The organism is Geobacter sp., from assembly GCF_030834625.1.
Lineage (GTDB): Bacteria > Desulfobacterota > Desulfuromonadia > Geobacterales > Geobacteraceae > Geobacter.
On record NZ_JAUQXO010000089.1, the window covers coordinates 54,034 to 76,490 of the forward strand.

Here is a 22,457-nt window from a genome sequence, read left to right on the forward strand (position 1 = left end):
CTCACGGGATTGTTCTTGAGCCTATTTAGCCCCGTTCGCGAGGCCATTGCAACGCAAATTTCGCCCTCATCGGGGCATGGCCCTTGCGAAAACAGGCCTCAGTGGACTACTATCGGACCAGGCAATTCACGCAATGGAAACAGCCCTGTGCAATCAACCCACACTCACATCAACATGGAGATGATCTCGACGCTGGTCATCGAGATGAACATCCTCCGTCGCCACGTGACCACCTACCCTGCGGGCCACCCGGTCACCCGGGACGCGGCCCACAAGGTGGCGCGGGTTCTGGACCGGCTCCTGGACGGCACCGAAAGCGTGACCCTCGGTATTGCCCGCAACACGATCCTGTTCGGTGACTTCACCCTCGACCGCAAGAATCCCGTCTATCGCGATTTCGCCCGGGTCCTCTCCGACCGGGGGATCGTCTCCCTCACCTGCCACCGGTACCTGGAGGCGGAGGAACTCCTCCGTTTCTGTGCGATTCTCTCCCGCAGTCGCGAAGAGATCGGTGCACGCGGCGGGATCGAGGCGGTCGCCGCAACGCAGGGGCTTTCCCGCCTGGAGGTGCGTGGGGTCGACTATGACCTGTTCCGGATCACCGAGGAGGAGCGGCTTGCGGGCCTGCCGGAGGGGAGCGGTGGTCCGTCCTCCCACTGGGAGCAGTTCGTCCGGGGCCTCCTGGACGGCACCCTCGACCCCTTCGGCGATGCGACCCGAAAGCATCCCCCCATGGACCCGCTCATCCTTGCCCGGCTGCTGAACGGCCACTTCACCAACGGCCAGGACCGCCCGGACAGGAGCTACGAAGCGGTGATCACCGCCTTCATGCGCCGCATGGAACGGGAGTCCGCCGAGGGACGACCGGGCCGGGAGTACGCCGATCGGTTCGCCGCTCTGGTGGAGCGGCTCAACCCGGATCTGCGCCGGCAGTTCCTCGGCAACGCCTTCAGGACCCTTGCCCAGCGCCCGGAGGCGGCCCGGCAGGTCCTATCGTCCGTCGGCAACGAAATCATCCTCGACACCCTTGCGGAACTGAACGACCGCAAGGCCGCCGTCCCCCCGATCATCCTGAGCCTCTGCCAGAGGCTCGGCGTCTCCTCCCAGGGAACCGACTGGGGGGACACCCCTCTCTCCCGGGCAGAGGCCGCCAGGGTGGGACAGAAACTGGGCACCATTTTCCGGGAGGGAAACTTCGCCCCCTACGTGCCTGAGGTCTACCAGGGGAACCTGGAGCAGATCGTGGCCGCCGGGAAGATCGCCTCGGGGCTCGCCGAGTCGGGGGAGCTGAAGGAACTGATGGTGGCGGAAAACCAGGGGGCGAAGGTGGGCGCCATCATCCTCCATATCCTGGAATCGGCCCCCGACGAGAACGGAGCAGACGACATGGGGGAGAGCCTCGGTGAACTCTGCGCGTACTATCTGGAGGTGGGGGATTTCACGGCCCTCAGGGAAATCTGCGACCACCTTCCCCTCCCCGGGGAAATGGTGTCGACACCGCTCCAGCAGAGGATCCTGACGGTGGTCGACACCCCGGCCTTCATGGCTTCCCTCACCAATGCCCCCGCCGTGTGGGGAAAGGAACGCTACGACGACATCCGCGCCGTCATCGCACGCGTGGGGACGCCGTGCGTGGCGCCGCTCCTGGACCGTCTGGCCGGGGAGGAGAGCATGTCGCTCAGGCGCTACTACATGGAGTGCCTCCTGGGGATGGGGCACGCGGCCCGGGACGAAGCCGTGGCAAGGCTGGGCGACAACCGCTGGTTCTACGTCCGCAACCTCGTGGCAATTCTCCGGGGGCTCAACGATCCGGTCGTAGTGCAGCCCCTGCGCCCGCTCCTGGACCACCCCCATCACCGGGTGAGACAGGAAACCCTGAGGACCCTGGTCCACTTTCGCGACCCGGAAGGGGAGCGGATGCTCCTGTGGGAGCTCGGGAGCCGCAAACGGGAATCGCTTCTGACCGCCATCCAGCTCTCCGACCGCAGCCGCAACCCCCAGGTGCGGGAACGGCTGCTGGGGCTTCTGCACAGGGGGGCCATTACCGGCCCCGATCTCGATATCCGTTGCGCCGTGGTAAGGGCCCTGGCCGAGACCGGCGACCCGGCGGTCCTCCCCGAACTCGCCCGCCATCTCCGCTCCCGAAGCATCCTGCGCAATGCCTCCCTCGTCCGCCTCAAGGCCGAGATCGTCCGGTCCCTTGCCCGGTACCCGGCGGCGGATGCGCTGCCGCTGCTCCATGAGTCGGCCGCCTCCGGGGTGCCAGAGGTGGAGCAGGCCGCCCGGGAGATCCTGCGGGCCATGGGGGAGAGGCATCCATGAATCGGACCGCCATCGAACCGCTTCGCCACGCCGTTCGGCACCTGGTGACCGCCGTGTCGAGCGCGGCCCTCTATTCCTTCGACCACCCCCAGGTGTCGCGGCTGCGGGGCGCTGCCCTCGACAGCCTGACGGCTGCCCTGGAGGCCGAGCCCGACATTTCCCTCGTCATCATCGGCGATGAGCTTCTGGCAGGGGATTTCCCCCTCGATACCGGCCTCTACGTGGGTCGGTTCGTGGAAATGATGAGGGCGCGGGGAATTGGGCACGTGAAATTTCTACGGGGGGTAACGGCCGGGGAACTGGCTGCCCTGGCGGCAGCCCTTGCCGGAGGACGGACGGAAGAAGAGATCCGCTCCACGGTGCATATCCGATTCGGAAGGGTGGAGGTGCGCTTCTCCCTGGCCGGCAAGGAAGGGGAGGAGGACCCCCTCGCCGACTTTACGGCCGAGGAGGTTGCCCGCGTAACGGAAATCTACGAGGGAGTTGCCCGGAACCGGAAACTGCATGCGGCGGGCATCGCGGACATGGTGGGGGGGTTCATCATCGCCCTGCGGGATCAGGCCCGCCCCCTCATGGCCCTAGCACCGCTGCGCGACATGGACGAATACACCTTTGCCCATTCGGTCAACGTCTGCATCCTCAACCTGGCCCAGGCCATGTCTCTTGGCATCAACGGGCCGCTCCTGCAGGAGATCGGCATCGCCGGCCTTCTCCACGACATCGGCAAGATGTTCGTCCCCCGGGAAATTCTCACCAAGCCGGCACAGCTTACCGACGCCGAGTGGCGCATCATGCGCCGCCACCCCCACCAGGGCGCCCGCTGCCTCATCGAAACGCCGGGGATCCCCCACCTGGCGGCAGTGGTGACCTTCGAGCACCACATGAAGCACGACTTCTCCGGCTACCCCGCCGTTCCCCCCGGCTGGAGGCAGAGCCTCGCCAGCGAAATGACTTCCATCTCGGACTTCTTCGACGCGCTGCGCACCCGCCGGTCCTACTGCGACTCCATGGAGCTGCGCCAGATAGCCGGCATGCTGCTGGACCGGCGTGGCCGGGAGTTACACCCCCTCCTCACCCGCAACTTCCTCCTGATCCTCAGCCGGATGATGGCGTGATTTTAACCGCCACCATGCAGATGTCGTCAGCCGGCGGCCGGCCGCCGGTAAAGGAGGCCAACTCCGCCAGCACGGCATTGATGACAGCCTCGGGCTCCTCCCCATGGCGGGAGGCCAGGATGGAGCAGAGTCGTCCCACCCCGAATAATTCCCCGCTGCCGTTGTCTGACTCGGTGATCCCGTCGGTGTAGAGGAAAAGGAGATCACCCGGCTCCAGCCGCACCTCCCGCTCCTCGAACGTCACCTGGGGCCTTACCCCGAGGATAAGCCCATCCGCATCAAGCTCCTGGCACCCCCCCTCGGCACGCCGGTAGAGAAGCGGCGGGTTGTGCCCCGCGCTGGCGTAGGTGAGGATGCGGGATGCCGGCCGGTAGGAGGCATAGAACATGGTGATGAAGAGCTCGGCCCGGGTGAGGTCGTCGTAGAGGGTTTCGTTGAGGGAACCGACGATGGCGGCAGGGGAGCCGCCGGAACGGGCCTGGGCGCGGATCACGCTCCGGGCCTCGGTCATGATGAGGGCCGCGCCGACGCTGTGGCCCGAGACGTCGGCGATGACCGTGTCGAGGGAGCCGTCGTCCCGGGGGAAGAAGTCATAGTAGTCCCCCCCCACGTGGGCCGCCGGAACCCACCGTCCGGCGCAGTTGACCCCGGTGGCGGCGGGGGGCGCCGCCGGCAGGAGCGCCCGCTGGATCTGCCGGGCAAACTGCATGTCGCAGGCCATGCGGGCGTTCTCCAGAAGCGCTTCCTGGGCGCGTTTGCGTTCGGTCACGTCTTCCTTGATGGCGATATAGTGCCGGACCACCCCCTCCTCGTCCACCACGGGGGTGATGGTCTGCTCCTCGGGGTAGAGGGAGCCGTCCTTGCGGCGGTTCACCATCTCGCCGCGCCAGACCTTGCCGGCCCGGATCGTCTCCCAGAGATCCCGGTAGAACTCCTCGCCATGGACCCCCGAATTGAGTATGCCGAGGCTCCGGCCCACGATCTCCTCCGGGCTGTAGCCGGTCAGGAGCGTGAAGGCGGGGTTCGCCCAGATGACCCGGCCGTCCCGGTCGCTGATGACGATGGCGTTGGCGGCCGCATCCAGGGCCGCGCTCCGCAGCCCCAGCTCCAGTTCGGCGGTCTTGCGGCCGGTGATGTCGGCAATGAGGCCGTCGTAGGCCGCGAGTACCCCGAACTCGTCGTAACGGGGAACGATGGTGTTGCGGACCCAGCGGATCGAGCCATCCTTGTGGATGATGCGGTGTTCCAGCGAGGGGATGTCCTCACCCTCCAGGAGCCGTCGCGACTGCTCGGTCACCCGCTGCTTGTCCTCTTCGTGAATCATCCGGTACCAGAGGTAAGGGTCCTCCTCGAACTCCTCGGGGCCATAGCCGGTGACCGCCGTGCAGCCGGGACCGTGATAGGTCCCCACAACGCTCCCGTCGCGGATCTCCACCGTATAGATGTAGTCGGTAACCGCCGCCACGAGCCGGCGGTAGCGGAGTTCGCTGGTCAGGAGCGCATCCTCCGCCTCCCGTTTCTTGCGGCGCAGCTCCACCTCCTTCAGCTCCCGCTGGATGGCCGGCACCAGCCGCGAAATGTTCCCCTTGATGAAATAGTCGTTGGCCCCCACCCTCATGGCCTCAACGGCCGTGTCCTCGCCTATCTTTCCGGAGACGACGATAAAGGGCCCGTCAAAACCGCTCTGGCGCCAGATTCTTAGGGCTTCCATGCCGCTGAAGCGGGGGAGCACGTAGTCGGAGAGGGCGATGTCCCACGACCTGACGGCAATCGCCTCCATCATGGCCTCGACGGTTTCAACCCGCTCGTAATCGGGCTCGTACCCACCCTTGCTGAGTTCGCGAAGAACCAGGAGGGCATCGTCTTCGGAATCTTCGATTATCAGAACGCGGAGGGGGGTTGCCATGGGCTGCCTCGATTAAAAGAAGGTCATGTTTAATTGTACTACGCGGGGAGGCGTGGACAAGAGGGTGCTGGATAAGTACGGGACTACGCGGGAAACCGCTCTACAACGATCAGATAGGGTGCCGCCTCGGACCGGTTCCCCTGGCGGCAGCGCCAGACGTTGAACCGTCCCGGGGAAAGCGCTGCGGCCCAGAAATCGACGGCGTCACCCTCAGCGGCCCCGCCTGGGTGACCCCGGTAGACCGCCACGGTGATGATCCCGCCGGGAAGAAGGAGCGCCGCTGCCTGCTCCAGGGCGGCGATGGTTGTCTCGGGGGTGGTGACCGTTTCCCGGGGGGCGCCGGGGAGAAAGCCGAGATTGAAGACCACGGCCCGGACCTGCTCCGTGACCACCTCGGCAAGGCGCTCGTGTCCGCCATGGACCAAGGCAACCCGCGTCCCGAATCCCGCCTCGGCGAGACGCTCTTCCGTAGCGGCCAGGGCCTTCTCCTGGACATCGAAGGCCCAGACCCGCCCTTCCGGCCCCACCAATTGCGCCAGAAGGAGGGTATCGTAGCCATTGCCGCAGGTGGCGTCCACGACTCTGTCCCCGGGCTTCAACCGCTCCCGGAGAAAGAAATGGGAAAGCTGCACCGCACCGGAAAGGCCCCTGCCCATTACCCCATCACCCCTCACTTTTTGCCCACCAGCGTCAGCACTGCCGGCAGCACCAGCACGAAGGCCGCCTGACAGGCCACCATGCCGAGGCTCATGACCGCGCCGATGGAGAAGACCCCCTGGTGGTGGGCCACCATGAGGGCGCCGAAGCTGGCCATGATGGTGAGGGTGTTGTAGACGACCCCCAGGCCGGTACTGCTCATGATGACCGCGGCAGCGTCACCATCCTCCCGCCGGTAGCGGTTGATGATGTAGATTCCCGAATCGACCGCTATTCCGAGGATAAGCGGCATGACGATGATGTTGGCCGAATTGAAGGGGATGCCGGCAAGCCACATCCCCCCCACCATGAGCAGAATGCCCACCGCAAGAGGGACAAGCCCCACAAAGGTGTAGACCACGCTCCTGAAGGTAATGAAGAGGATGACGACGATGGCGGCAAAGGCGTAGATAAAGGCCCGGAGGTAGGCATCGCGCATGATGGTCATCGACTCGTAGACCATGATCGGTTCACCGCTGGCACCGGGAGAGACGCTCCGCACCTGTCCGATGAACCGGGCAAGGGGCTCCCGCTCGAAAATCTCATGCTTCGGCGCCACTTGGAGGAGATACTTCCCGCTTTTCCCCACGAACCGTTCCCGGAGCTGGGCCGGGATGTCCGCCCCGGTCACCGGGGTTGCGGGGAGGCTCTCCCTGAGCTGACCGATCTTCTCCGGGAAGGAAGCAAGCATCCCCCCCTGGAAATCCCTGAGCATGCCGAGGGCGTTCTTGTCCTTCTCCTTCTCCAGCGTGGCGAAGAAGCGATCCAGGGTTGCCAGGAAGGCACCGACCCGTTTTGTCTCGGGATTATTTTCTGCCTGAAGGCGGTCTCTCAGCCGCACGACGGAGTTCCTGAAGTTCTCGAAGACCGCCGGCAGCTCCATCACCCGCAGATCCTCTTCATAGGGGGCGGGCTTCACGTCGGCCAGGGTGGCGCGCAGGGCGGCGAGTTCCGCCAGCTTCTCCTGCTGGTCGGGGGGGACGAAGGTGAGGAGGCTCACCACGTGGTCCACCTCCGGCAAACGCTCCAGCCGGCGGGTCAGCTCCCGTGCCTCGACTGCGGAAGAAGCCACCACCTCGGCGAAGTAGCCGGCGTTCTCCTTGCTCCGCATCAGCTTGTAGGCATACTCCACCGGCTCCAACCCCTTGGCCTGCAGGTTCATGAGGTTGTAGTCGAAACGGGTCTGGATGAGCGGATAGAGGGAAGCAGCGCAGAGCACCGCCGTGATGCAGAGGACCGTCTTCGGATGGCCGAAAAGGAACCGCTCGGCGGCCAGCGCCCGCGGAGACCGCTGCAGAACGGTCGCCGCCCTGGCCTCCCGCTCCTCCTCTTTGCGCTTGCGCCAGGGAGCCATGATCACCAGCATGGCCGGCAGCACCGTGAAGGTGGCCACCACGCAGACGCAGACCCCCAGGGCCGCAATCACCCCCAGCTCGGCGATCCCCCGGAAGTCGGTGAAAACGAAGGTAAAGAAGGCGGCGGCGATGGTGGCGGCGGCCATGACGATGGCCCAGATGTTCCGGTTGAGCCCCGTGCCGATGGCCTCCAGCTCCCTCGCGCCGAGCCCCAGTTCCTCCTGGTAGCGGAGAACCACCTGGATGCCGTACTCGATGCCGATGCCGATCAGCATGATGGCGAAGACCATGGAGAGGATGTTCAGGTGCCCCACCACGAGGGTCGCCAGCCCGAAGGAGACGCAGACGGCAATGAGGAGCGACACCATGGCCGCCACCACGTTCAGAACCCCGCGGAAGGCGGCCAGCAGGAGCACCACCGTGAGCACCAGGGAGAGGACCGTGGCAATGGCAATGTCCCGCTCGCTGGTGGACATCTCCTCGTGCTCCAGGACCGGCGTGCCGGTGAGCCCCACCGTCACCCCCGCGAACTCGGGGAGCGCCCGCAGCTTTGCCACCTCTGTCCGCACCGTCCGGATCGCCTCCACGGCCGGCACGAAGCTCTTCGGGTCCCGCACCGGCAGTACCGTCATGATCTGCATCCGCCCGGCCCGTGCCAGGGCGGTATCTCCCCCCAGGAAGACCTCCTGCAGGGAAAAGCCCCCCTTCTTGCCTCCGCCAAAGGAATCGATGCCGGCACCCAGCTTCTCCAGCATGAAGGCGAGGCTTGCCAGCTCCTCTTTCCCCCCGGCCCCCGTGCCGCCAGCGACATAGGCATCCATGCGGCCAGTCAGGTGCGTGAAGAGGGTCTGGACCGACGGTGTCACTGCCAGCGCCTTCAGCGTCGGCGTTGCCAGGGTCAGGTTCCGGCGCAGGGTTCGGATATCCTCCAACGGCATGAGAAGCAGCCCGTGCGTGCGGAAAAAGGACATGCCTCCGGGAAAGAAGACCTCCGCAAAGAGGGACCGGTTGGCCGCAAGCCGCTCCTGGAGTCTGGTGCCGAAGGCGGCTGCCTTGGCCTCGTCGCCACTTTCGATGACGATGACAATATCCTGCCGGTCGCCGAACTCGGCGCGGATGGCCCGGAAGTCCCGTTGAAAGGGGGCGTTTCGCGGCATCAGGTCGTTCCGGCCGGTCAGAAACTGCATCCGCTCTTTCGTGAGGACCACCGACAGCGCAGCCAGGACCAGCGCCACCGCCAGGATCAGCCGGGGATGCCGGGCCACAAGCCCGAACAGCCCAGTAAACCGCTTCGAATCATCATTCTTGCCCATATTAATTAAGTATCCCCATCTGCCGGTATTGGTCAAAACTTTGGAAGGGTAGCACACCCCACCGGCAAAGACAATCTCCCCGCCCGCAGCCATTCGGGCGTACCGCAACACTGGACAAAACGGGAAAGGTATGTATCTTTGTTAAATTCTGTGTTAGAAATACTTGCTTATTTTAACCTTCCTGCCCCTCACAGGGAGAGGGTGTACCGAGAATCAAGGAACAAGACAGCGATGAAGATATCCAAGCATCCCATTTCGCACGCTCTCACCTCCTTCAACGACGCAGCAAAAGAGACGAAAGACGATCCCCAGAAGAAACGGGGGGGCAATGTCCACCACCTCCCCGCCTCCATCTGGAAGAAGCGGGACGTGGAAACCACGAGCCCCCTCGACCAGGCCATAGAACGGACCCAGGAGTTCTTCTTCCGGGAACAGCTCCCCGCCGGCTACTGGTGGGCAGAGTTGGAGTCCAACGTCACCATCACCGCCGAGTACATCATGCTTTTCCACTTCATGGGGCTGGTGGACCGGGACAAAGAGCGGAAGATGGCGACCTACCTCCTCTCAAAGCAGACCGAGGAGGGGTACTGGTGCATCTGGTACGGGGGGCCGGGCGACCTTTCCACCACCATCGAGGCCTACTTCGCCCTGAAGCTGGCCGGCTATCCGGCCGACCACCCGGCCATGGAGAAGGCCCGGGCCTTCATTTTGGGAAAAGGCGGCATCCTCAAGGCGCGGGTCTTCACCAAGATCTTCCTGGCCCTCTTCGGCGAATTCTCCTGGCTCGGCGTTCCGTCCATGCCGGTCGAGATGATGCTGCTACCCAACGGCTTCACCTTCAACCTGTACGAGTTTTCCAGCTGGTCCCGGGCCACCATCATTCCACTCTCCATCGTCATGGCCGAACGGCCGGTCCGCAAGCTCCCCCCCTGGGCACGGGTCCAGGAACTCTACGTGCGGCCACCGCGCCCCACCGACTATACCTTCACCAAGGAAGATGGGATCCTCACCTGGAAGAACATCTTCATCGGCATCGACCATATCCTCAAGGTTTACGAGGCGAGCCCCATCCGCCCCGGCATGAAGAAGGCCATGGCCATAGCCGAGCAGTGGGTGCTGGAGCACCAGGAGCCCACCGGCGACTGGGGCGGCATCCAGCCCGCCATGCTCAACTCGGTCCTGGCGCTCCACTGCCTGGGCTACGCCAAGGACCACCCCGCCGTGGCCAAGGGGCTCCAGGCCCTGGCCAATTTCTGCATCGAGAGTGACGACGAGATCGTCCTCCAGTCCTGCATCTCGCCGGTGTGGGACACGGCCCTGGCCCTCATGGCCATGGTCGATTCGGAGGTTCCCACTGACCACCCCGCCCTGGTGAAGGCCACCCAGTGGCTCCTGGACCGGGAAGTCCGCAAGCCGGGCGACTGGAAGATCAAGGCCCCCGATCTGGAGCCCAGCGGGTGGGTCTTCGAGTTCCAGAACGACTGGTACCCGGACGTGGACGACTCGGGGATCGTCATGATGGCCATCAAGGACGTGAAGGTGAAGGACCCGAAGGCCAAGGACGAGGCCGTGAAGCGCGGCATCGCCTGGTGCCTTGGCATGCAGAGCAAAAACGGCGGATGGGGAGCTTTCGACAAAGACAACACCAAGCATATCCTCAACAAGATCCCCTTCGCAGATCTGGAGGCCCTCATCGACCCCCCCACGGCGGACCTGACCGGCCGGATGCTGGAGCTCATGGGAACCTACGGCTACCCCAAGGACCACCCGGCGGCAGTGCGGGCGCTCCAGTTCGTCAAGGAGAACCAGGAGCCCGACGGCCCCTGGTGGGGACGCTGGGGGGTCAACTACATCTACGGCACCTGGTCGGTGCTCTGCGGCCTCGATGCCTACGGCGAGGACATGGGCCAGCCCTACATCCGCAAGGCGGTGGAGTGGCTCGTCGCCCACCAGAACCCCGACGGCGGGTGGGGAGAGTGCTGCGAATCCTACTGCGACCCGAAGCTGGCCGGCACCGGCCCCACCACCGCATCCCAGACCGGGTGGGCACTCCTCTCCCTGCTCGCTGCCGGCGAGATGGATCACCCGTCCGTGGCCCGGGGGATACGGTACCTGATCGAAACCCAGAAACCCGACGGGACTTGGGACGAGGACCAGTTCACCGGAACGGGCTTCCCAAAATACTTCATGATCAAGTATCATATCTATCGGAACTGCTTCCCGCTCATGGCGCTGGGACGCTATCGGGCTCTGAAGAGACAGAAAGCATAACGGGACACTCCCGGACAGAGCGCAGAGATTCCGTAGGGGCGGGTCCGGGGACCGCCCCTATGTCAGTTTTGGAGAGATATATGAAGGTTTTTGTCACCGGTGCCACCGGCTTCCTCGGTGCCAGTATCGTCCGGGAACTTCTGAAGGACGGCTGCCGCGTGAGGGTTCTCGCCCGCCCCGGCTCCGACCGGCGGAACCTCCACGGACTCGACGTGGAGCTCTGCGAAGGAGACCTTCGGGACCAGGGCTCTCTGGAGCGTGGCCTCAAGGGGTGCGAGGTCCTGTACCACGCCGCCGCCGACTACCGGCTCTGGACCCGCGACCCCGCCGCCATGTACGCCTCCAACGTCCACGGAACCCGGCACATCATGGAGGCGGCCCTCAGGCTGGGGCTCGCCAAGGTGATCTACACCAGCAGCGTCGGCACCCTCGGCAACCCGGGCAACGGCATCCCCGGCACCGAGTCTACCCCGGTCACCTTCGCCGATATGGTGGGGCACTACAAGAAGAGCAAGTTCATGGCGGAGCGCGAGGCCGAGAAGTTTCTCTCCCGGGGGCTCCCCCTGGTCATCGTGAACCCCTCGACCCCGGTGGGCCCCCTGGACGTGAAACCGACCCCCACGGGGAAGATCATCGTCGACTTCCTGAACCGTAAGATGCCCGCCTACCTGGACACCGGCCTCAACATCATAGACGTGGAGGACTGCGCCCGGGGGCACATCCTGGCGGCGAATCACGGAAGAATCGGCGGAAAGTACATCCTCGGCAACGAGAACCTGACGATGCGGCAAATCTTTGGGATGCTCGGCAAGATTGCCGGCCTCCAGGCACCGAGAGTGAGACTCCCCTACATGCCAATCCTCATGGCCGCCTACGTAAACGAGGCCCTTTCGCGGGTAACCGGGCGGGAGCCGCTCATCCCCCTTGCAGGGGTCCGCATGGCGAGAAAATTCATGTTTTTCGAATCGACGCGTGCTGAGAAGGAGTTGGGGCTCCCGCGCCGACCGGCAGCAGATGCCCTGCACCGGGCGGTTGAGTGGTTCCGCGCCAACGGGTATGCAGGATAAATGGGATTCTGTAGGGGCAATTCATGAATTGCCCCTACAGTTGCCGAAAGGAGAGCGTAATGTACAAACTGCTCGACACCATAACCGCCCCAGCCGATCTCAAGAATATCCCCCGGGAGGAACTCCCCAGGCTCGCCACGGAAATCCGTCAGTTCCTCATCGAAGCCGTCTCGCAGACCGGCGGCCATCTGGCCTCGAACCTGGGAGCCGTGGAGCTGTCAATCGCCCTCCATTACTGTTTCGACTCCCCCGCCGACAAGCTCATCTGGGACGTGGGGCATCAGGCCTACACCCACAAGGTTCTCACTGGCCGGCGCGACCGCTTTCACACCCAGCGCCAGTACAAGGGAATCAGCGGTTTCCCCAAGCGGAGCGAGTCTCCCCACGACGCCTTCGGCGCCGGCCACTCCTCAACCTCCATCTCGGCGGGACTCGGCATGGCCGCTGCCCAGGACCTGCAGCAGAGCGGCAACCGGGCCATCGCGGTCATCGGCGACGGATCGCTGACCGGCGGCATGGCCTATGAGGCCCTCAACCAGGCGGGGCACCTGAAGAAGAACCTGATCGTGGTCCTGAACGACAACGAGATGTCCATCTCCAAGAACGTTGGGGCCTTCTCATCCTTTGTCTCCCGCAAGATGAACGGCAGCGATTTCCGCAAGCTGAAGAAGGAGATGCAAGGCCTTCTGGAGTCTATCCCGGCCATCGGGAAGGACATCCTCCACTTCGCCCGCCGCGCCGAAAACTCCCTCAAGGGGTTCCTTACCCCGGGGATGCTCTTCGAGGCCCTAGGCTTCGACTACATCGGCCCGATTCCGGGGCACGACCTCCCCCAGCTCCTGGAAGTCTTCGAGAACGTCAGGGGGATCGAGGGGCCGGTCCTGGTCCACGTCATGACCACCAAGGGAAAGGGGTACCAGCCGGCCGAAGAGAACCCGGACGTCTTCCACGGGGTCGGCCCCTTCGACGTGGCCACCGGCAAGACCACGGGCGGTAAGCCGGGCGCCGCATCCTACACCGGCGTCTTCGGCGCCACCCTCGTGAAGCTCGCCGAGGAGGACGAAAAAATCATCGCCATCACCGCCGCCATGCCCGACGGCACCGGCCTTACCCCCTTCGCGAAGCGCTTTCCGGAGCGGTTCTTCGACGTGGGGATCGCCGAGCAGCACGCCATGACCTTCGCCGCTGGCCTTGCGGCCGACGGTTTCCGGCCGGTGGCGGCCATCTACTCCACCTTCCTCCAGCGGGCCTACGACCAGATCTTCCACGACGTCTGCCTCCAGAAGCTGCCGGTGACCATGGCCCTGGACCGGGGGGGGCTTGTGGGGGACGACGGCCCGACCCACCACGGGACCTTCGACCTCTCGTATCTGCGGCACCTGCCGGAGATGACCCTCATGGCCCCAAAGGACGAGAACGAGCTCCAGCACATGCTGAAGACCGCCGTCTATGCCGGCCGTCCCGTGGCGCTCCGCTACCCCCGCGGCGCCGGCTACGGGCTTGCCCTCGACCAGGATCTCCAGACCCTGGAGATCGGCCGCGGCGAGCTCCTGGCCCAAGGGGACGATCTCGCCATCGTGGCCATCGGCTCCACGGTCTACCCGGCCCTGGAAGCAGCGAAGCTCCTGGAGTCCAGGGGGATTCGGGCCACGGTGGTCAATGCCCGGTTCGTGAAACCCCTGGACCGGGATCTCATTCTCGGCGCAGCCCGGCGGACCGGCTGTATCGTCACCGTGGAGGAGAACGCCCTCCAGGGAGGCTTCGGGAGTGCCGTCCTGGAGCTGCTGGCCGACGAGGGAATGACCACTATCCGGGTGAAGCGGATCGGCATCCCCGACCGCTACATCGAGCAGGGCCCCCAGGCTCAGCTCCGGCAGGACCTGGGGCTCGACGGCGCCGGCATCGCCGCCACGGTGGAGGCGTTTCTGGCGGCAAAGGGTCAAGCGGCCCTGTCGCTGGTGAAATAACGAACTGTAGGGGCGCACCCATGTGTGCGCCCTGTTTCGGGCAACGGCAAAGGGCAGACACATGGATCCGCCCCTACACAAGCATCATGAAAGGAAGTACCGTTTAATGCGTTTTCCCCTGAAACTGAACTACGACCTCACGAAATACATTATTTCCAACAAGGTCCAGAAGATCGAGAAGTTTCCCTTGGTCCTCATGCTGGAGCCGACCCACCTCTGCAACCTGGCCTGCTCCGGCTGCGGCCGGATCCGCGAGTACGCCGACACCATCCAGGAAATGATGAGCCTGGAGGAGTGCCTCCGCTCCGTGGACGAGTGCCCGGCCCCGGTGGTCACCATCACCGGCGGCGAGCCGTTCCTCTACAATCACATCTACGAGCTGATCCCGGCGGTCCTCAACCGCGGCAAGCACGTCTATCTCTGCACCAACGGCCTCCTGCTGGAGAAGGCCCTGGAGAACATCAAGGTCCACCCCAACTTCTACCTGAACGTCCACATGGACGGCCTCGAAGAGACCCACGACCGGATCCTGGAGCGCAAGGGAACCTTCAAGATCGCCATCGAGGGGATCAAAAAGGCCAAGGCCAAAGGGTTCCGGGTCTGCACCAATACCACCATCTTCAAGGACACGGATCTCGTGGAGATCGAGATGCTCTTCTCGCTCCTGACCGACCTGGGGGTGGACGGCATCCTCGTGGCTCCGGGGTTCGACTACGAGGCGGTGGGGGAGAACCTCTTCCTCCAGCGGCGGGAGATCGAGAAAAAGTTCGAGGAGGTCTACCGGATGAGCAAGCGGTTCCGCTTCTGGTCCACCCCCATGTACCTGCGCTTCCTCAAGGGTGAGAAGAAGCTCGACTGCACCCCGTGGGGGAACCCGACCCGCAACCCCCTCGGGTGGAAGGCGCCGTGCTACCTCATCACCGACACCCACCACCCCACCTTCCGGGAGATGATGGAGAAGACCGATTGGAACAAATACGGCGCGGGGAAAGACCCCCGCTGCGCCCAGTGCATGATGCACTGCGGCTTCGAGCCCACGGTGGTTTCCGAAATCGGGAAGAGCTGGAAGGATATCCTAGAGATGGCGATCTGGAACATGACGTAGTGCTAAAAGGCAATATAAAGCCTTAAAAAAGGATAAAAACATTTAGCTATAAAATTCACACTTTACACCTTGACTTCCTACCTAGAACCCGCTAATCTTTTTTACAGATTTAGCGGGTTTTTTAATTTTATTCCTACCTATGGCCTACCTAATTTCACCGCCACCATTAGCTAGGTAGGAAACCGAGGGGGCATCATGCCGAAACTTCTTCTCACCAAGCGCAACATCGACAGCAAGAAGCACGTTCCCCCAGTGGAAAAGGGGCAAGTGGATTACTTTGACACGGAAGTGAAAGGCTTGTTGCTTCGAGTAGGCAAAACCTCGAAGGTGTTTTATGTCCAGGTGGACGTGAAAGATCCGGTAACGGGAAAATTCAAGACCGTGAAAGAGAAGTTAGGCAGCTATGGCGAGTACACGCCGGAAGAGGCACGTGCGAAGGCCCCCGAAATTGCCCGACGTATCCGTGAGGGCAGACCGGCAGACGAAACACCACCGACACTCAAAATGATGTACGACCGCTACCTGTCAGACAAGAGACTGTCACCAGGAACGGAAACCCTTTACAAGAGCTATATCCCCCGTCTCTTTGAAAGCTGGCTTGACCTCCCCTTGGATCTCCTTGAACAGGCATTGGCCCCGGAGATCGTCATTGACCGTTTCCAGAGCATCCGAGAGATGAACGGACCAGGAGCGGCAAACAACAGCTTTAAGTGCCTTCAAGCGATCATCAACTACGCCGAAATCCTTTACCCCCGGTTTATTACCCGCAATCCATTGAAGGTGCTGGCCCGTGCGGAAATGTGGGCGAAGATCGAAGGGCGCGGGGATTGCCTGGAACCAAAACAGTTCAAAATCTTCGCGGATGGATTGTTGACCTGCACACCAGTGCACCGCGACTGCTACACCTTCGCCCTTTACCACGGCATCCGACCAGCCGAAGCCTACACACTCGCCTGGAGCGAGGTTGATTTAGAGAACGGAACCGTGACGTTTCGGCATAGCACTGAGAGATCGAAGAGATCATACACGGCTCCCCTTTCAAAGCAGTCACGGGCAATTCTTGAACGACGGAAGGCCGCAGCAACCGAGGGACAGGAATACGTGTTTCCGAAGCAGGGGCCGCGCAACAAGCATGACCACCTGATAATCAGAGCAGACGATTTGAAGCGCAGAACCGGCCTTGCCTTGACGGTTCACGGATTGCGGCGGACATTCATTACCACGGGCGAACGGTTACGCCTGAGAAGAGAAGACATAAACAGGCTCACCGGACACGTTGATAATTCTGTCACTGGCAAGCACTATTCAAAACTGACATCTGACGACTTGAGGCCGGTATTGCAAGCCATCTGCAACGAGATAGAACGGCTCATGGAAGGGATCGGCGGCAAGGTAATTCCGTTGCCGGCGGCACAGAATCAACAATAAGGCTTCGCGGGATAGGAAGCGGCTGATCACCGCGATCCGACAAACTGGTTATCCTGGACCAGCTTCCCGCGATTATCACCAGGACGCGACAGGAGGCGAAAATGTTGTCAATCGAAAGGCTAGGACTGCCCTTTATCTCCATCGAGCAAGCGGCCCACATGCTCGGCACCATCGAAAGCATTGTGAAATCTCTTATCGCAGAAAGGAAACTCACAGCACACGTCCGTACCCCGACACTATTCCCCGGCAAACCATCGTCGATTTATGATCGTCCCGACGAAGATTTTTTCTCTCCTCCAGCACTCGGAATGTTTTTTGAACAGCCACTTGACGACCGTTGCCAGGTTAAAAACCCGGTTTTCAGTGAAGACGGCCATGTGACGTGCAAGACAATCATTGTGAAGGGCACTTCGGGTGAGGCCCCTACGCGTAACGATACAGGACTCTCCGCACAGGATGGTGAAATAGGCGCCGGGGAGATTACCTTACATCGCGGATGGAGTTTCCCGGAAAAGGACATCTTGCTTAACACTGACGAGGTAAGACGACTTTCTGAAGCGAATCGTCAACAAGCGAAACAAAACCAACGTAAAGATCCCTTCAAGCTGATAGTTGAGCAGGAGGCAAGGCTCTTGCGGGACAGGAACGAGGGGAAGAAGCCGCAATACATGCAACTGATAAAACACCTGTCAAAACTCGCCAATAGCGACGACCGGATAGGAGCGATCATCACCGATATCGATTTTGAAGCCAAAGTGGTGATCCTGAACGAAGGCGAGCCCCCCAGCTTCAAGACCATCAGAAACTGGTTAAGCGAACTCAAGTAATCCCCTTCTTCAATAATCCCCGAAACACCCACAACATCCCTGGGACTTTGTCTTGGGGATTTTTTTATGTTTTATTTTCAAGACGTTACAAGCCCCTCCAAAACAATAATCCCGATACACAGCGGGACAATCTTAACCATGCGATAACCCTCCCAACAGTTAGCAGTCGGGGGGAAAAATGGAAAAAATCAACATGACCGAGACAGAGGCAGCCCAACGGTACGGCCTAAGTGTGCATTGGTTTCGGCGCGCCCGTTGGGCCGGCGGTGGGCCAGCCTACCTCAAGCTAGGAGCAAGGGTGCTCTACCCCATCGTCTCTACCGACGCGTTTTTCGCGGCGCGTATCCGCCGCAGCACAAGCGACACGGGCAACCGCGCCGCGTAGGGGGCCGAAATGCGAGACACCACCCCCAAGCATGGCGAGATCCAGGGATACTACGCCCGCGTCTACGACGCAAATATCCGCGACTGGGTATTTGTGCCGTGTGACCGCGACGACTTACTGCGGCAGGCAGTCACATTACCGTGACGAGGTGGGTACCCCTCGATAAAGGTCTCCTTCGCGACCTCCCCAAGGATCGGCCCTATACGCGCCTGGAAGCCATGTTTTGCCTATCGTGCGATTACGACAACGATAAGCCGGCGACACTGCGGGGTTATGCGAGCCTTTGGAGATGGTCAACCGGTAAGGTTGAGCGATTTTTGAAGGAAATCGGGGTCCGCCTTGAGTATCCAGAAACCACCGGTCAGAAGACCAATCAGCGCGGGACAATCATGAGTACTAAACCGAGACAAAGCCGAGACAATGACGGGACAATAAACTTTATTGATTCCAAGGCTTTATCGGGAGAGGCGAGACAGGGCCGAGACAATGACGAGACAAAAGCGAGACAATCGCGGGGTGCTACTCAGAAACCTATAACCTTAAACAAATTCTCTATCCCGACTTTGGACGAAGTAAGAGCCTACTGCCTTGAGCGCGGCAACGGCATTGACCCGGAGGCATGGCACAACCACTACGGGGCTAAGGGCTGGATGATCGGCAAGGCCCCCATGAAAGACTGGAAGGCGGCAGTGCGCACTTGGGAAAAGTCAGCCACATCACCGCCGGCACCCGTCCAAAGCGGCGGACACCCGACGTGGTACTGATGGAGGGCGTATGAAGGGAATCATCAAGGCATCCGCCTTCTATGGCGAGGTCGAAAAGGCGCGACACAAGGGGCAAGACCCCGGCCACAAGACCGGACTTCCGAGCCTAGATGAACTCTATCGTGTGCGGCTCGGGATGATGACCATCGTTACCGGAATCCCCGGCCACGGGAAGAGCGAAATCGTCGACGATATGTTGGTGCGCCTCTCTCGGCTCTACCGCTGGAAGTTCTGCTTCTTCTCCCCAGAAAACTATCCCCTTGAGCAGCACTACATCAAGATTGCGGAGAAGCTGGCAGGGGAGCAGTTCGGCAAATTCGAGGCGTCCGACCACCGCGTTTCTAAGGAGTGGATACAAGAACATTTCGCGTGGCTTTACCCTGACGACGACAACGAGACTGTCAATCTCGACTGGATACTGGACCGTGCGCGGTTCCTGGCAGAGTCGGAAGGCCTGCAAGGTCTAGTCTTGGACCCGTGGAACGAAATCGAGCATCAACGCGGCACAATGTCCGAAACCGATTACGTCTCCCTCGCCTTGACGAAGATTCGCCGGTTCGCCCGTCGCTATGACGTCCATTGCTGGATAGTGGCGCACCCAACAAAATTGCAGAAGGACAAGGCCACAGGACAGTACCCCGTGCCGACTCCTTACGACATATCCGGTTCAGCCCACTGGCGAAACAAGGCTGACTTTTGCCTCACCGTCCACCGGCCCGACGTCACGAAGAACATGGTCAATGTCTTCGTCCAAAAGGTGAAATTCAAGCATTTGGGGCGCGTCGGTCAATGCACCCTCAATTACCGCTGGCACTGCGGCACCTTCGAGGAGTTGCAGCCATGAAGCCGCAAGACACAGCGAGAGCGGCACACGACATGGGAATTTCAATCGAGGCGGCTTTTGCCATGAGGATTCGTTACCTGTTGGAAGAAATAGACGCATGGCTTGAGATAGGCGACGAGGTTCCAAGGTTCTACGCCCAGAAGTGCCTGGACGAGATCACCGCAATCAAGGCCTACATGGTAAAGCCGAGACACCATAACCCTGATGACCGCATTACGGACTGGCAGATAGAAGCCGCAAGAAACGCCGACATTCGCCCCCTGATTGATTTTGACCGTCAAGGCAAGGCAAAGGCCCCCTGCCACGAAGATAAGCGGCCCAGCCTCGTATTTCTCAGCCGGACGGGTAAGGCGTGGTGTCCGGTCTGTGACCAAAAGTTCAACGCCGTTGACTGGCTCATGATGACAGAGGGCTTGTCATTCCCCGAAGCCGTCCGGCGGCTGGCAGCATAACCAAGGAGGAAACCATGTCCGTAGAGATGTTCACAGAACTTGAAGGTCGTGACGAAGCCGCGTTCCTCAGCGTTCGCGGTTTCGATGTCGAAGTTGAGCGCGACGAGCAGCGGAAATACTCCTTTCTTGTTCCTCGCACCCCCGCAACAGAAGCGGCGCGGCGGGAGTTCGCGGAAGACGAGTCAGTACAGCGGTTCATTCAAGCACGGCGGCAGCTGAAAGCCGCGATGAGGCTTCTACCGTGAAGCGCCGGGGGCTATTCCACGAAATCGCAGACGCCGTGAGGGCAAAACGGCGGCAGACCATGGAGGAACACACGATGAAGCAGATTTCAGACCTTTTGCCGAAGGGTGTTGTTGCACAGACATTTGCCGGCGGCGTTGTGCTCATCGGCACCGGACTCGATACGACCACATTCAGGGAGATCATGGGGCGCGTTCCCGAGAAGCTGAAAGCGTCCGTCATCGGCTGGCGACGGGTTCAGGTGCTTCCGAGGTGCGCGGCATGAGCGATCAGACCGATTACACGGCCCTTGCTGGCGTCCTTGACCGCCTGGAAGCGTCCCGACTGAACGACGGGCCGGTTCTCACGCGGATCGAGAAGAACACGTCCATTCTCCCCAGGATCTTCTCAGAATCGCTACGGCAAGCCAGGTCAATCAAGGAGAGCCCCCGCCCTGTCGCCCCGAAGGTGGAGCGCACCGCTCCGGCTGTTGTAGAAGAGGCGATTGTCGCCCCATCCGTGCCGGTCGCCACGGCGGACGCGACTATCGTCAAGCCCTCGCCTCCCACGGTTGCGCCGGTTCTGGAGCCGCAGTCATCCCCCTTCCCCAAAGAGGCCACGGCAGACGCGACAGTCGTTAAGCCTTCGCCGGCCATTGTTGTCGCCCCGGACGCGCCCCCCGTCGCACCTGTCACCAATACCGAGAAGCCCAAGACCACCACGGTGAACGCCACACGGACACCAGCACCGTTGTCGGAATCCCGGCAACGAGATCAGCAGGGGCGGTTCAAGTCGCAGGCAGCAATGGCAGAGGTCCACCAAGGGCGGGAACAGGAGCGGCAGCGCAAGGGAATCATCGGCGCACTGATGAGCGCTATGAAGTCCAAGACTGCCACGCGCAAGGTTGACGCTGACACCCTTCAGGATGCGACGGGCAAAGCTGCCGGTGGTCCGTTCTGGGAGGCCGGGAAAGAGCTTGCGGAAGCCGCCGGGGAGATCAGGGAGAAGATCCACGACGACAAGACCATCACCGGACGCACCTGGAAGGCGATAGGACGGCGTTTCGGGCTCAAGGGCAAGGACCAGACTACCCTTGCTGTAGAAAAAGGCGAGAAGGCCGAACAGAAGCGCCACCGGGAATTGCTGCAAGCTGTCGAGAACAGCCGGGGCGGTGGTGGTGAGGGCGGTGGCGCCCTTGATGCCATAGACGATGCCCTGGACATCTTCGGCAACCTGAAGAGGGCGAAGAAGAGCCCCCTGGACAAGCTACCGGGAGGCGGCGGGTTTGCTGTAGGACTGGGGAGCGCCATAAGCGCGTCTGTTGTGGGAGCGTTGGCGGTAGGCTTCGCGGGGGTTATGAGCATCATCCGGCGCGGCAAGGAAAACGGCTGGCACGACACTTTGAGGCCGGACCAGACGAGAGCGATTACAGGCCAGGGGCCTTCAGAAGCCGACCGCAAGCGATGGCGGGACTCTATGCCCAAGGGTAATGTCGTGAGCGCCACGCCGGGGCAGACGACCGTGAAACACGCCGATGGGACCATTGAGCGTCGAACTGGCACAAGGGCATGGCGGAACAATAACCCCGGAAATATCGAGTACGGCCCCCACGCGATAAAGATGGGCGCTACCGGCTCAGATGGGCGATTTGCAGTATTTCCCGACGAACAGACCGGACGCCGCGCACAAGAAAAGCTCATCTTCGAGGGAGACAGCTACCGGAATCGGACTCTCAGCGAAGCGATCAATCGCTATGCCCCCCCAGGCGAAAATGACACGCGGCGGTATCAACGCGAAGTCCTCGCGTCGGTGGGCGGCAAGAACAAGCGGATGAGCGACTACACCCCTGCCGAGCGTCAGAAGATCCTGGACGCCATGAAACGCGTGGAAGGAAACCGCCCCGGCAAGTCTGAAATTATCGGCAAGGCCACGACACAGGCGCCGAATCCCCCGGGCAGGGACGGCGGAGCGGCAAGGTCAGGGCAGAAGCAAAGGACAGCGACAGCCGATGCCACTGACGCCAAGAAGGAGACGCGGCGAAAAGGCTCCAGGGAGAGGACCACGGCAAGGGGGGGCAAGCCCCCGGCGAAAGAGCCGACCGTTGTGGCTCAAGCCGTCACTTCTCAGCCGGTCCCCGCCGTACCCCGTCCGGTGAAGCAGATCGAAGCCCCGCCCCCGGAACCGGCAGCACCGGCACCGGCCCCACAGGTAGCCGGGATGGATCAGCTTCTGGCGGCGGTTGAGAGGCTGGCGGATGCTCAGAAGCCGAAGGGGCAAGAGAAAGAAACCCCGCAGATTATCAAGACCGAGTTCGACGACACCACACTCGTCTTGATGTGCTACGACAGGATTTAAGCAGGAAGCGGCCTGGACGCGCCTTCAGGCGGGTTTCAGGTGTCGGGCAAGGGAGTAGACAGG

The 22,457-nt window shown here is 62.0% G+C and carries 17 protein-coding genes; 14 read left to right on the forward strand and 3 right to left on the reverse strand.

Annotated elements, in window-relative coordinates; genetic code table 11:
• Positions 1-147: 147 nt before the first annotated feature.
• The gene (locus RCH91_RS20620; protein WP_306537231.1) at positions 148-2,322 is read left to right on the forward strand and encodes a HEAT repeat domain-containing protein; all 2,175 of its coding nucleotides are present in this window, start codon (positions 148-150) and stop codon (positions 2,320-2,322) included.
• The gene (locus RCH91_RS20625; RefSeq protein WP_306537232.1) at positions 2,319-3,437 is read left to right on the forward strand and encodes an HD-GYP domain-containing protein; all 1,119 of its coding nucleotides are present in this window, start codon (positions 2,319-2,321) and stop codon (positions 3,435-3,437) included. Before RCH91_RS20620 ends, RCH91_RS20625 begins: the two co-directional genes overlap by 4 nt.
• On the opposite strand, the gene RCH91_RS20630 is transcribed toward RCH91_RS20625, so the two are convergent.
• The 3 genes from RCH91_RS20630 to RCH91_RS20640 form a co-directional block, all read right to left on the reverse strand.
• The gene (locus RCH91_RS20630; RefSeq protein WP_306537234.1) at positions 3,418-5,343 is read right to left on the reverse strand and encodes a SpoIIE family protein phosphatase; all 1,926 of its coding nucleotides are present in this window, start codon (positions 5,341-5,343) and stop codon (positions 3,418-3,420) included. The two genes, RCH91_RS20625 and RCH91_RS20630, sit on opposite strands and share 20 nt — an antisense overlap.
• Before the next feature lie 83 nt (positions 5,344-5,426).
• Complete coding sequence (locus tag RCH91_RS20635) at positions 5,427-5,999, reverse strand: class I SAM-dependent methyltransferase (RefSeq protein WP_306537236.1); 573 nt, start codon at positions 5,997-5,999, stop codon at positions 5,427-5,429.
• Between the two features lie 14 nt (positions 6,000-6,013).
• Positions 6,014-8,707 (reverse strand): MMPL family transporter, encoded by a 2,694-nt coding sequence (locus RCH91_RS20640; protein ID WP_306537238.1) that lies wholly within the window; start codon positions 8,705-8,707, stop codon positions 6,014-6,016.
• A gap of 231 nt (positions 8,708-8,938) precedes the next feature.
• Here RCH91_RS20640 and shc point away from each other — a divergent pair, with 231 nt between their 5' ends.
• The 12 genes from shc to RCH91_RS20700 all read left to right on the forward strand — a co-directional run bounded on the left by shc (position 8,939) and on the right by RCH91_RS20700 (position 22,394).
• Positions 8,939-10,978, forward strand: coding sequence for a squalene--hopene cyclase (gene shc / locus RCH91_RS20645; RefSeq protein WP_306537240.1), 2,040 nt, complete (start codon positions 8,939-8,941; stop codon positions 10,976-10,978).
• Between the two features lie 80 nt (positions 10,979-11,058).
• Positions 11,059-12,045, forward strand: a complete 987-nt coding sequence (gene hpnA, locus RCH91_RS20650; RefSeq protein WP_306537242.1) for a hopanoid-associated sugar epimerase — start codon at positions 11,059-11,061, stop codon at positions 12,043-12,045.
• Positions 12,046-12,104: 59 nt separating this feature from the next.
• Entirely contained in the window at positions 12,105-14,012 is a 1,908-nt protein-coding gene (dxs, locus tag RCH91_RS20655) for a 1-deoxy-D-xylulose-5-phosphate synthase (RefSeq protein ID WP_306537244.1), read from the forward strand.
• A 106-nt stretch (positions 14,013-14,118) separates the two neighbouring features.
• Entirely contained in the window at positions 14,119-15,117 is a 999-nt protein-coding gene (hpnH, locus tag RCH91_RS20660) for an adenosyl-hopene transferase HpnH (protein WP_306537246.1), read from the forward strand.
• A 195-nt stretch (positions 15,118-15,312) separates the two neighbouring features.
• Positions 15,313-16,545: an integrase family protein gene (locus tag RCH91_RS20665; protein WP_306537248.1), complete on the forward strand. Its 1,233-nt coding sequence runs from the start codon at positions 15,313-15,315 to the stop codon at positions 16,543-16,545.
• Positions 16,546-16,646: 101 nt separating this feature from the next.
• Entirely contained in the window at positions 16,647-17,372 is a 726-nt protein-coding gene (locus tag RCH91_RS20670) for a hypothetical protein (RefSeq protein WP_306537250.1), read from the forward strand.
• A gap of 178 nt (positions 17,373-17,550) precedes the next feature.
• Complete coding sequence (locus tag RCH91_RS20675) at positions 17,551-17,757, forward strand: AlpA family transcriptional regulator (protein WP_306537252.1); 207 nt, start codon at positions 17,551-17,553, stop codon at positions 17,755-17,757.
• Positions 17,758-18,531: 774 nt separating this feature from the next.
• Positions 18,532-19,365 carry a DnaB-like helicase C-terminal domain-containing protein gene (locus tag RCH91_RS20680; protein ID WP_306537254.1) on the forward strand — a complete coding sequence of 278 codons (834 nt, stop codon included), beginning with the start codon at positions 18,532-18,534 and terminating at the stop codon, positions 19,363-19,365.
• A complete protein-coding gene (locus RCH91_RS20685) occupies positions 19,362-19,817 on the forward strand; it encodes a CHC2 zinc finger domain-containing protein (protein ID WP_306537256.1) in 456 nt (151 codons plus the stop codon). Before RCH91_RS20680 ends, RCH91_RS20685 begins: the two co-directional genes overlap by 4 nt.
• A 14-nt stretch (positions 19,818-19,831) precedes the next feature.
• The gene (locus tag RCH91_RS20690) at positions 19,832-20,062 is read left to right on the forward strand and encodes a hypothetical protein (protein WP_306537258.1); all 231 of its coding nucleotides are present in this window, start codon (positions 19,832-19,834) and stop codon (positions 20,060-20,062) included.
• 74 nt (positions 20,063-20,136) lie between these two features.
• Positions 20,137-20,325, forward strand: a complete 189-nt coding sequence (locus tag RCH91_RS20695) for a hypothetical protein (RefSeq protein ID WP_306537260.1) — start codon at positions 20,137-20,139, stop codon at positions 20,323-20,325.
• Positions 20,322-22,394: a hypothetical protein gene (locus RCH91_RS20700; protein WP_306537262.1), complete on the forward strand. Its 2,073-nt coding sequence runs from the start codon at positions 20,322-20,324 to the stop codon at positions 22,392-22,394. The genes RCH91_RS20695 and RCH91_RS20700 overlap by 4 nt, the downstream gene beginning before the upstream one ends.
• Positions 22,395-22,457: the final 63 nt, after the last annotated feature.

Bases quoted from the DNA above. Each gene is read 5' to 3' on its own strand.
- RCH91_RS20700 (WP_306537262.1), top strand. From the start codon at position 20,322: ATGAGCGATCAGACCGATTACACGGCCCTTGCTGGCGTCCTTGACCGC.
- hpnH (WP_306537246.1), top strand. From the start codon at position 14,119: ATGCGTTTTCCCCTGAAACTGAACTACGACCTCACGAAATACATTATT.
- RCH91_RS20685 (WP_306537256.1), top strand. From the start codon at position 19,362: ATGAAGCCGCAAGACACAGCGAGAGCGGCACACGACATGGGAATTTCA.
- shc (WP_306537240.1), top strand. From the start codon at position 8,939: ATGAAGATATCCAAGCATCCCATTTCGCACGCTCTCACCTCCTTCAAC.
- RCH91_RS20625 (WP_306537232.1), top strand. From the start codon at position 2,319: ATGAATCGGACCGCCATCGAACCGCTTCGCCACGCCGTTCGGCACCTG.
- RCH91_RS20635 (WP_306537236.1), bottom strand. From the start codon at position 5,999: ATGGGCAGGGGCCTTTCCGGTGCGGTGCAGCTTTCCCATTTCTTTCTC.
- RCH91_RS20680 (WP_306537254.1), top strand. From the start codon at position 18,532: ATGAAGGGAATCATCAAGGCATCCGCCTTCTATGGCGAGGTCGAAAAG.
- RCH91_RS20665 (WP_306537248.1), top strand. From the start codon at position 15,313: ATGCCGAAACTTCTTCTCACCAAGCGCAACATCGACAGCAAGAAGCAC.
- RCH91_RS20690 (WP_306537258.1), top strand. From the start codon at position 19,832: ATGTCCGTAGAGATGTTCACAGAACTTGAAGGTCGTGACGAAGCCGCG.
- RCH91_RS20630 (WP_306537234.1), bottom strand. From the start codon at position 5,343: ATGGCAACCCCCCTCCGCGTTCTGATAATCGAAGATTCCGAAGACGAT.
- RCH91_RS20640 (WP_306537238.1), bottom strand. From the start codon at position 8,707: ATGGGCAAGAATGATGATTCGAAGCGGTTTACTGGGCTGTTCGGGCTT.
- RCH91_RS20675 (WP_306537252.1), top strand. From the start codon at position 17,551: ATGGAAAAAATCAACATGACCGAGACAGAGGCAGCCCAACGGTACGGC.
- dxs (WP_306537244.1), top strand. From the start codon at position 12,105: ATGTACAAACTGCTCGACACCATAACCGCCCCAGCCGATCTCAAGAAT.
- RCH91_RS20695 (WP_306537260.1), top strand. From the start codon at position 20,137: ATGAAGCAGATTTCAGACCTTTTGCCGAAGGGTGTTGTTGCACAGACA.
- hpnA (WP_306537242.1), top strand. From the start codon at position 11,059: ATGAAGGTTTTTGTCACCGGTGCCACCGGCTTCCTCGGTGCCAGTATC.
- RCH91_RS20670 (WP_306537250.1), top strand. From the start codon at position 16,647: ATGTTGTCAATCGAAAGGCTAGGACTGCCCTTTATCTCCATCGAGCAA.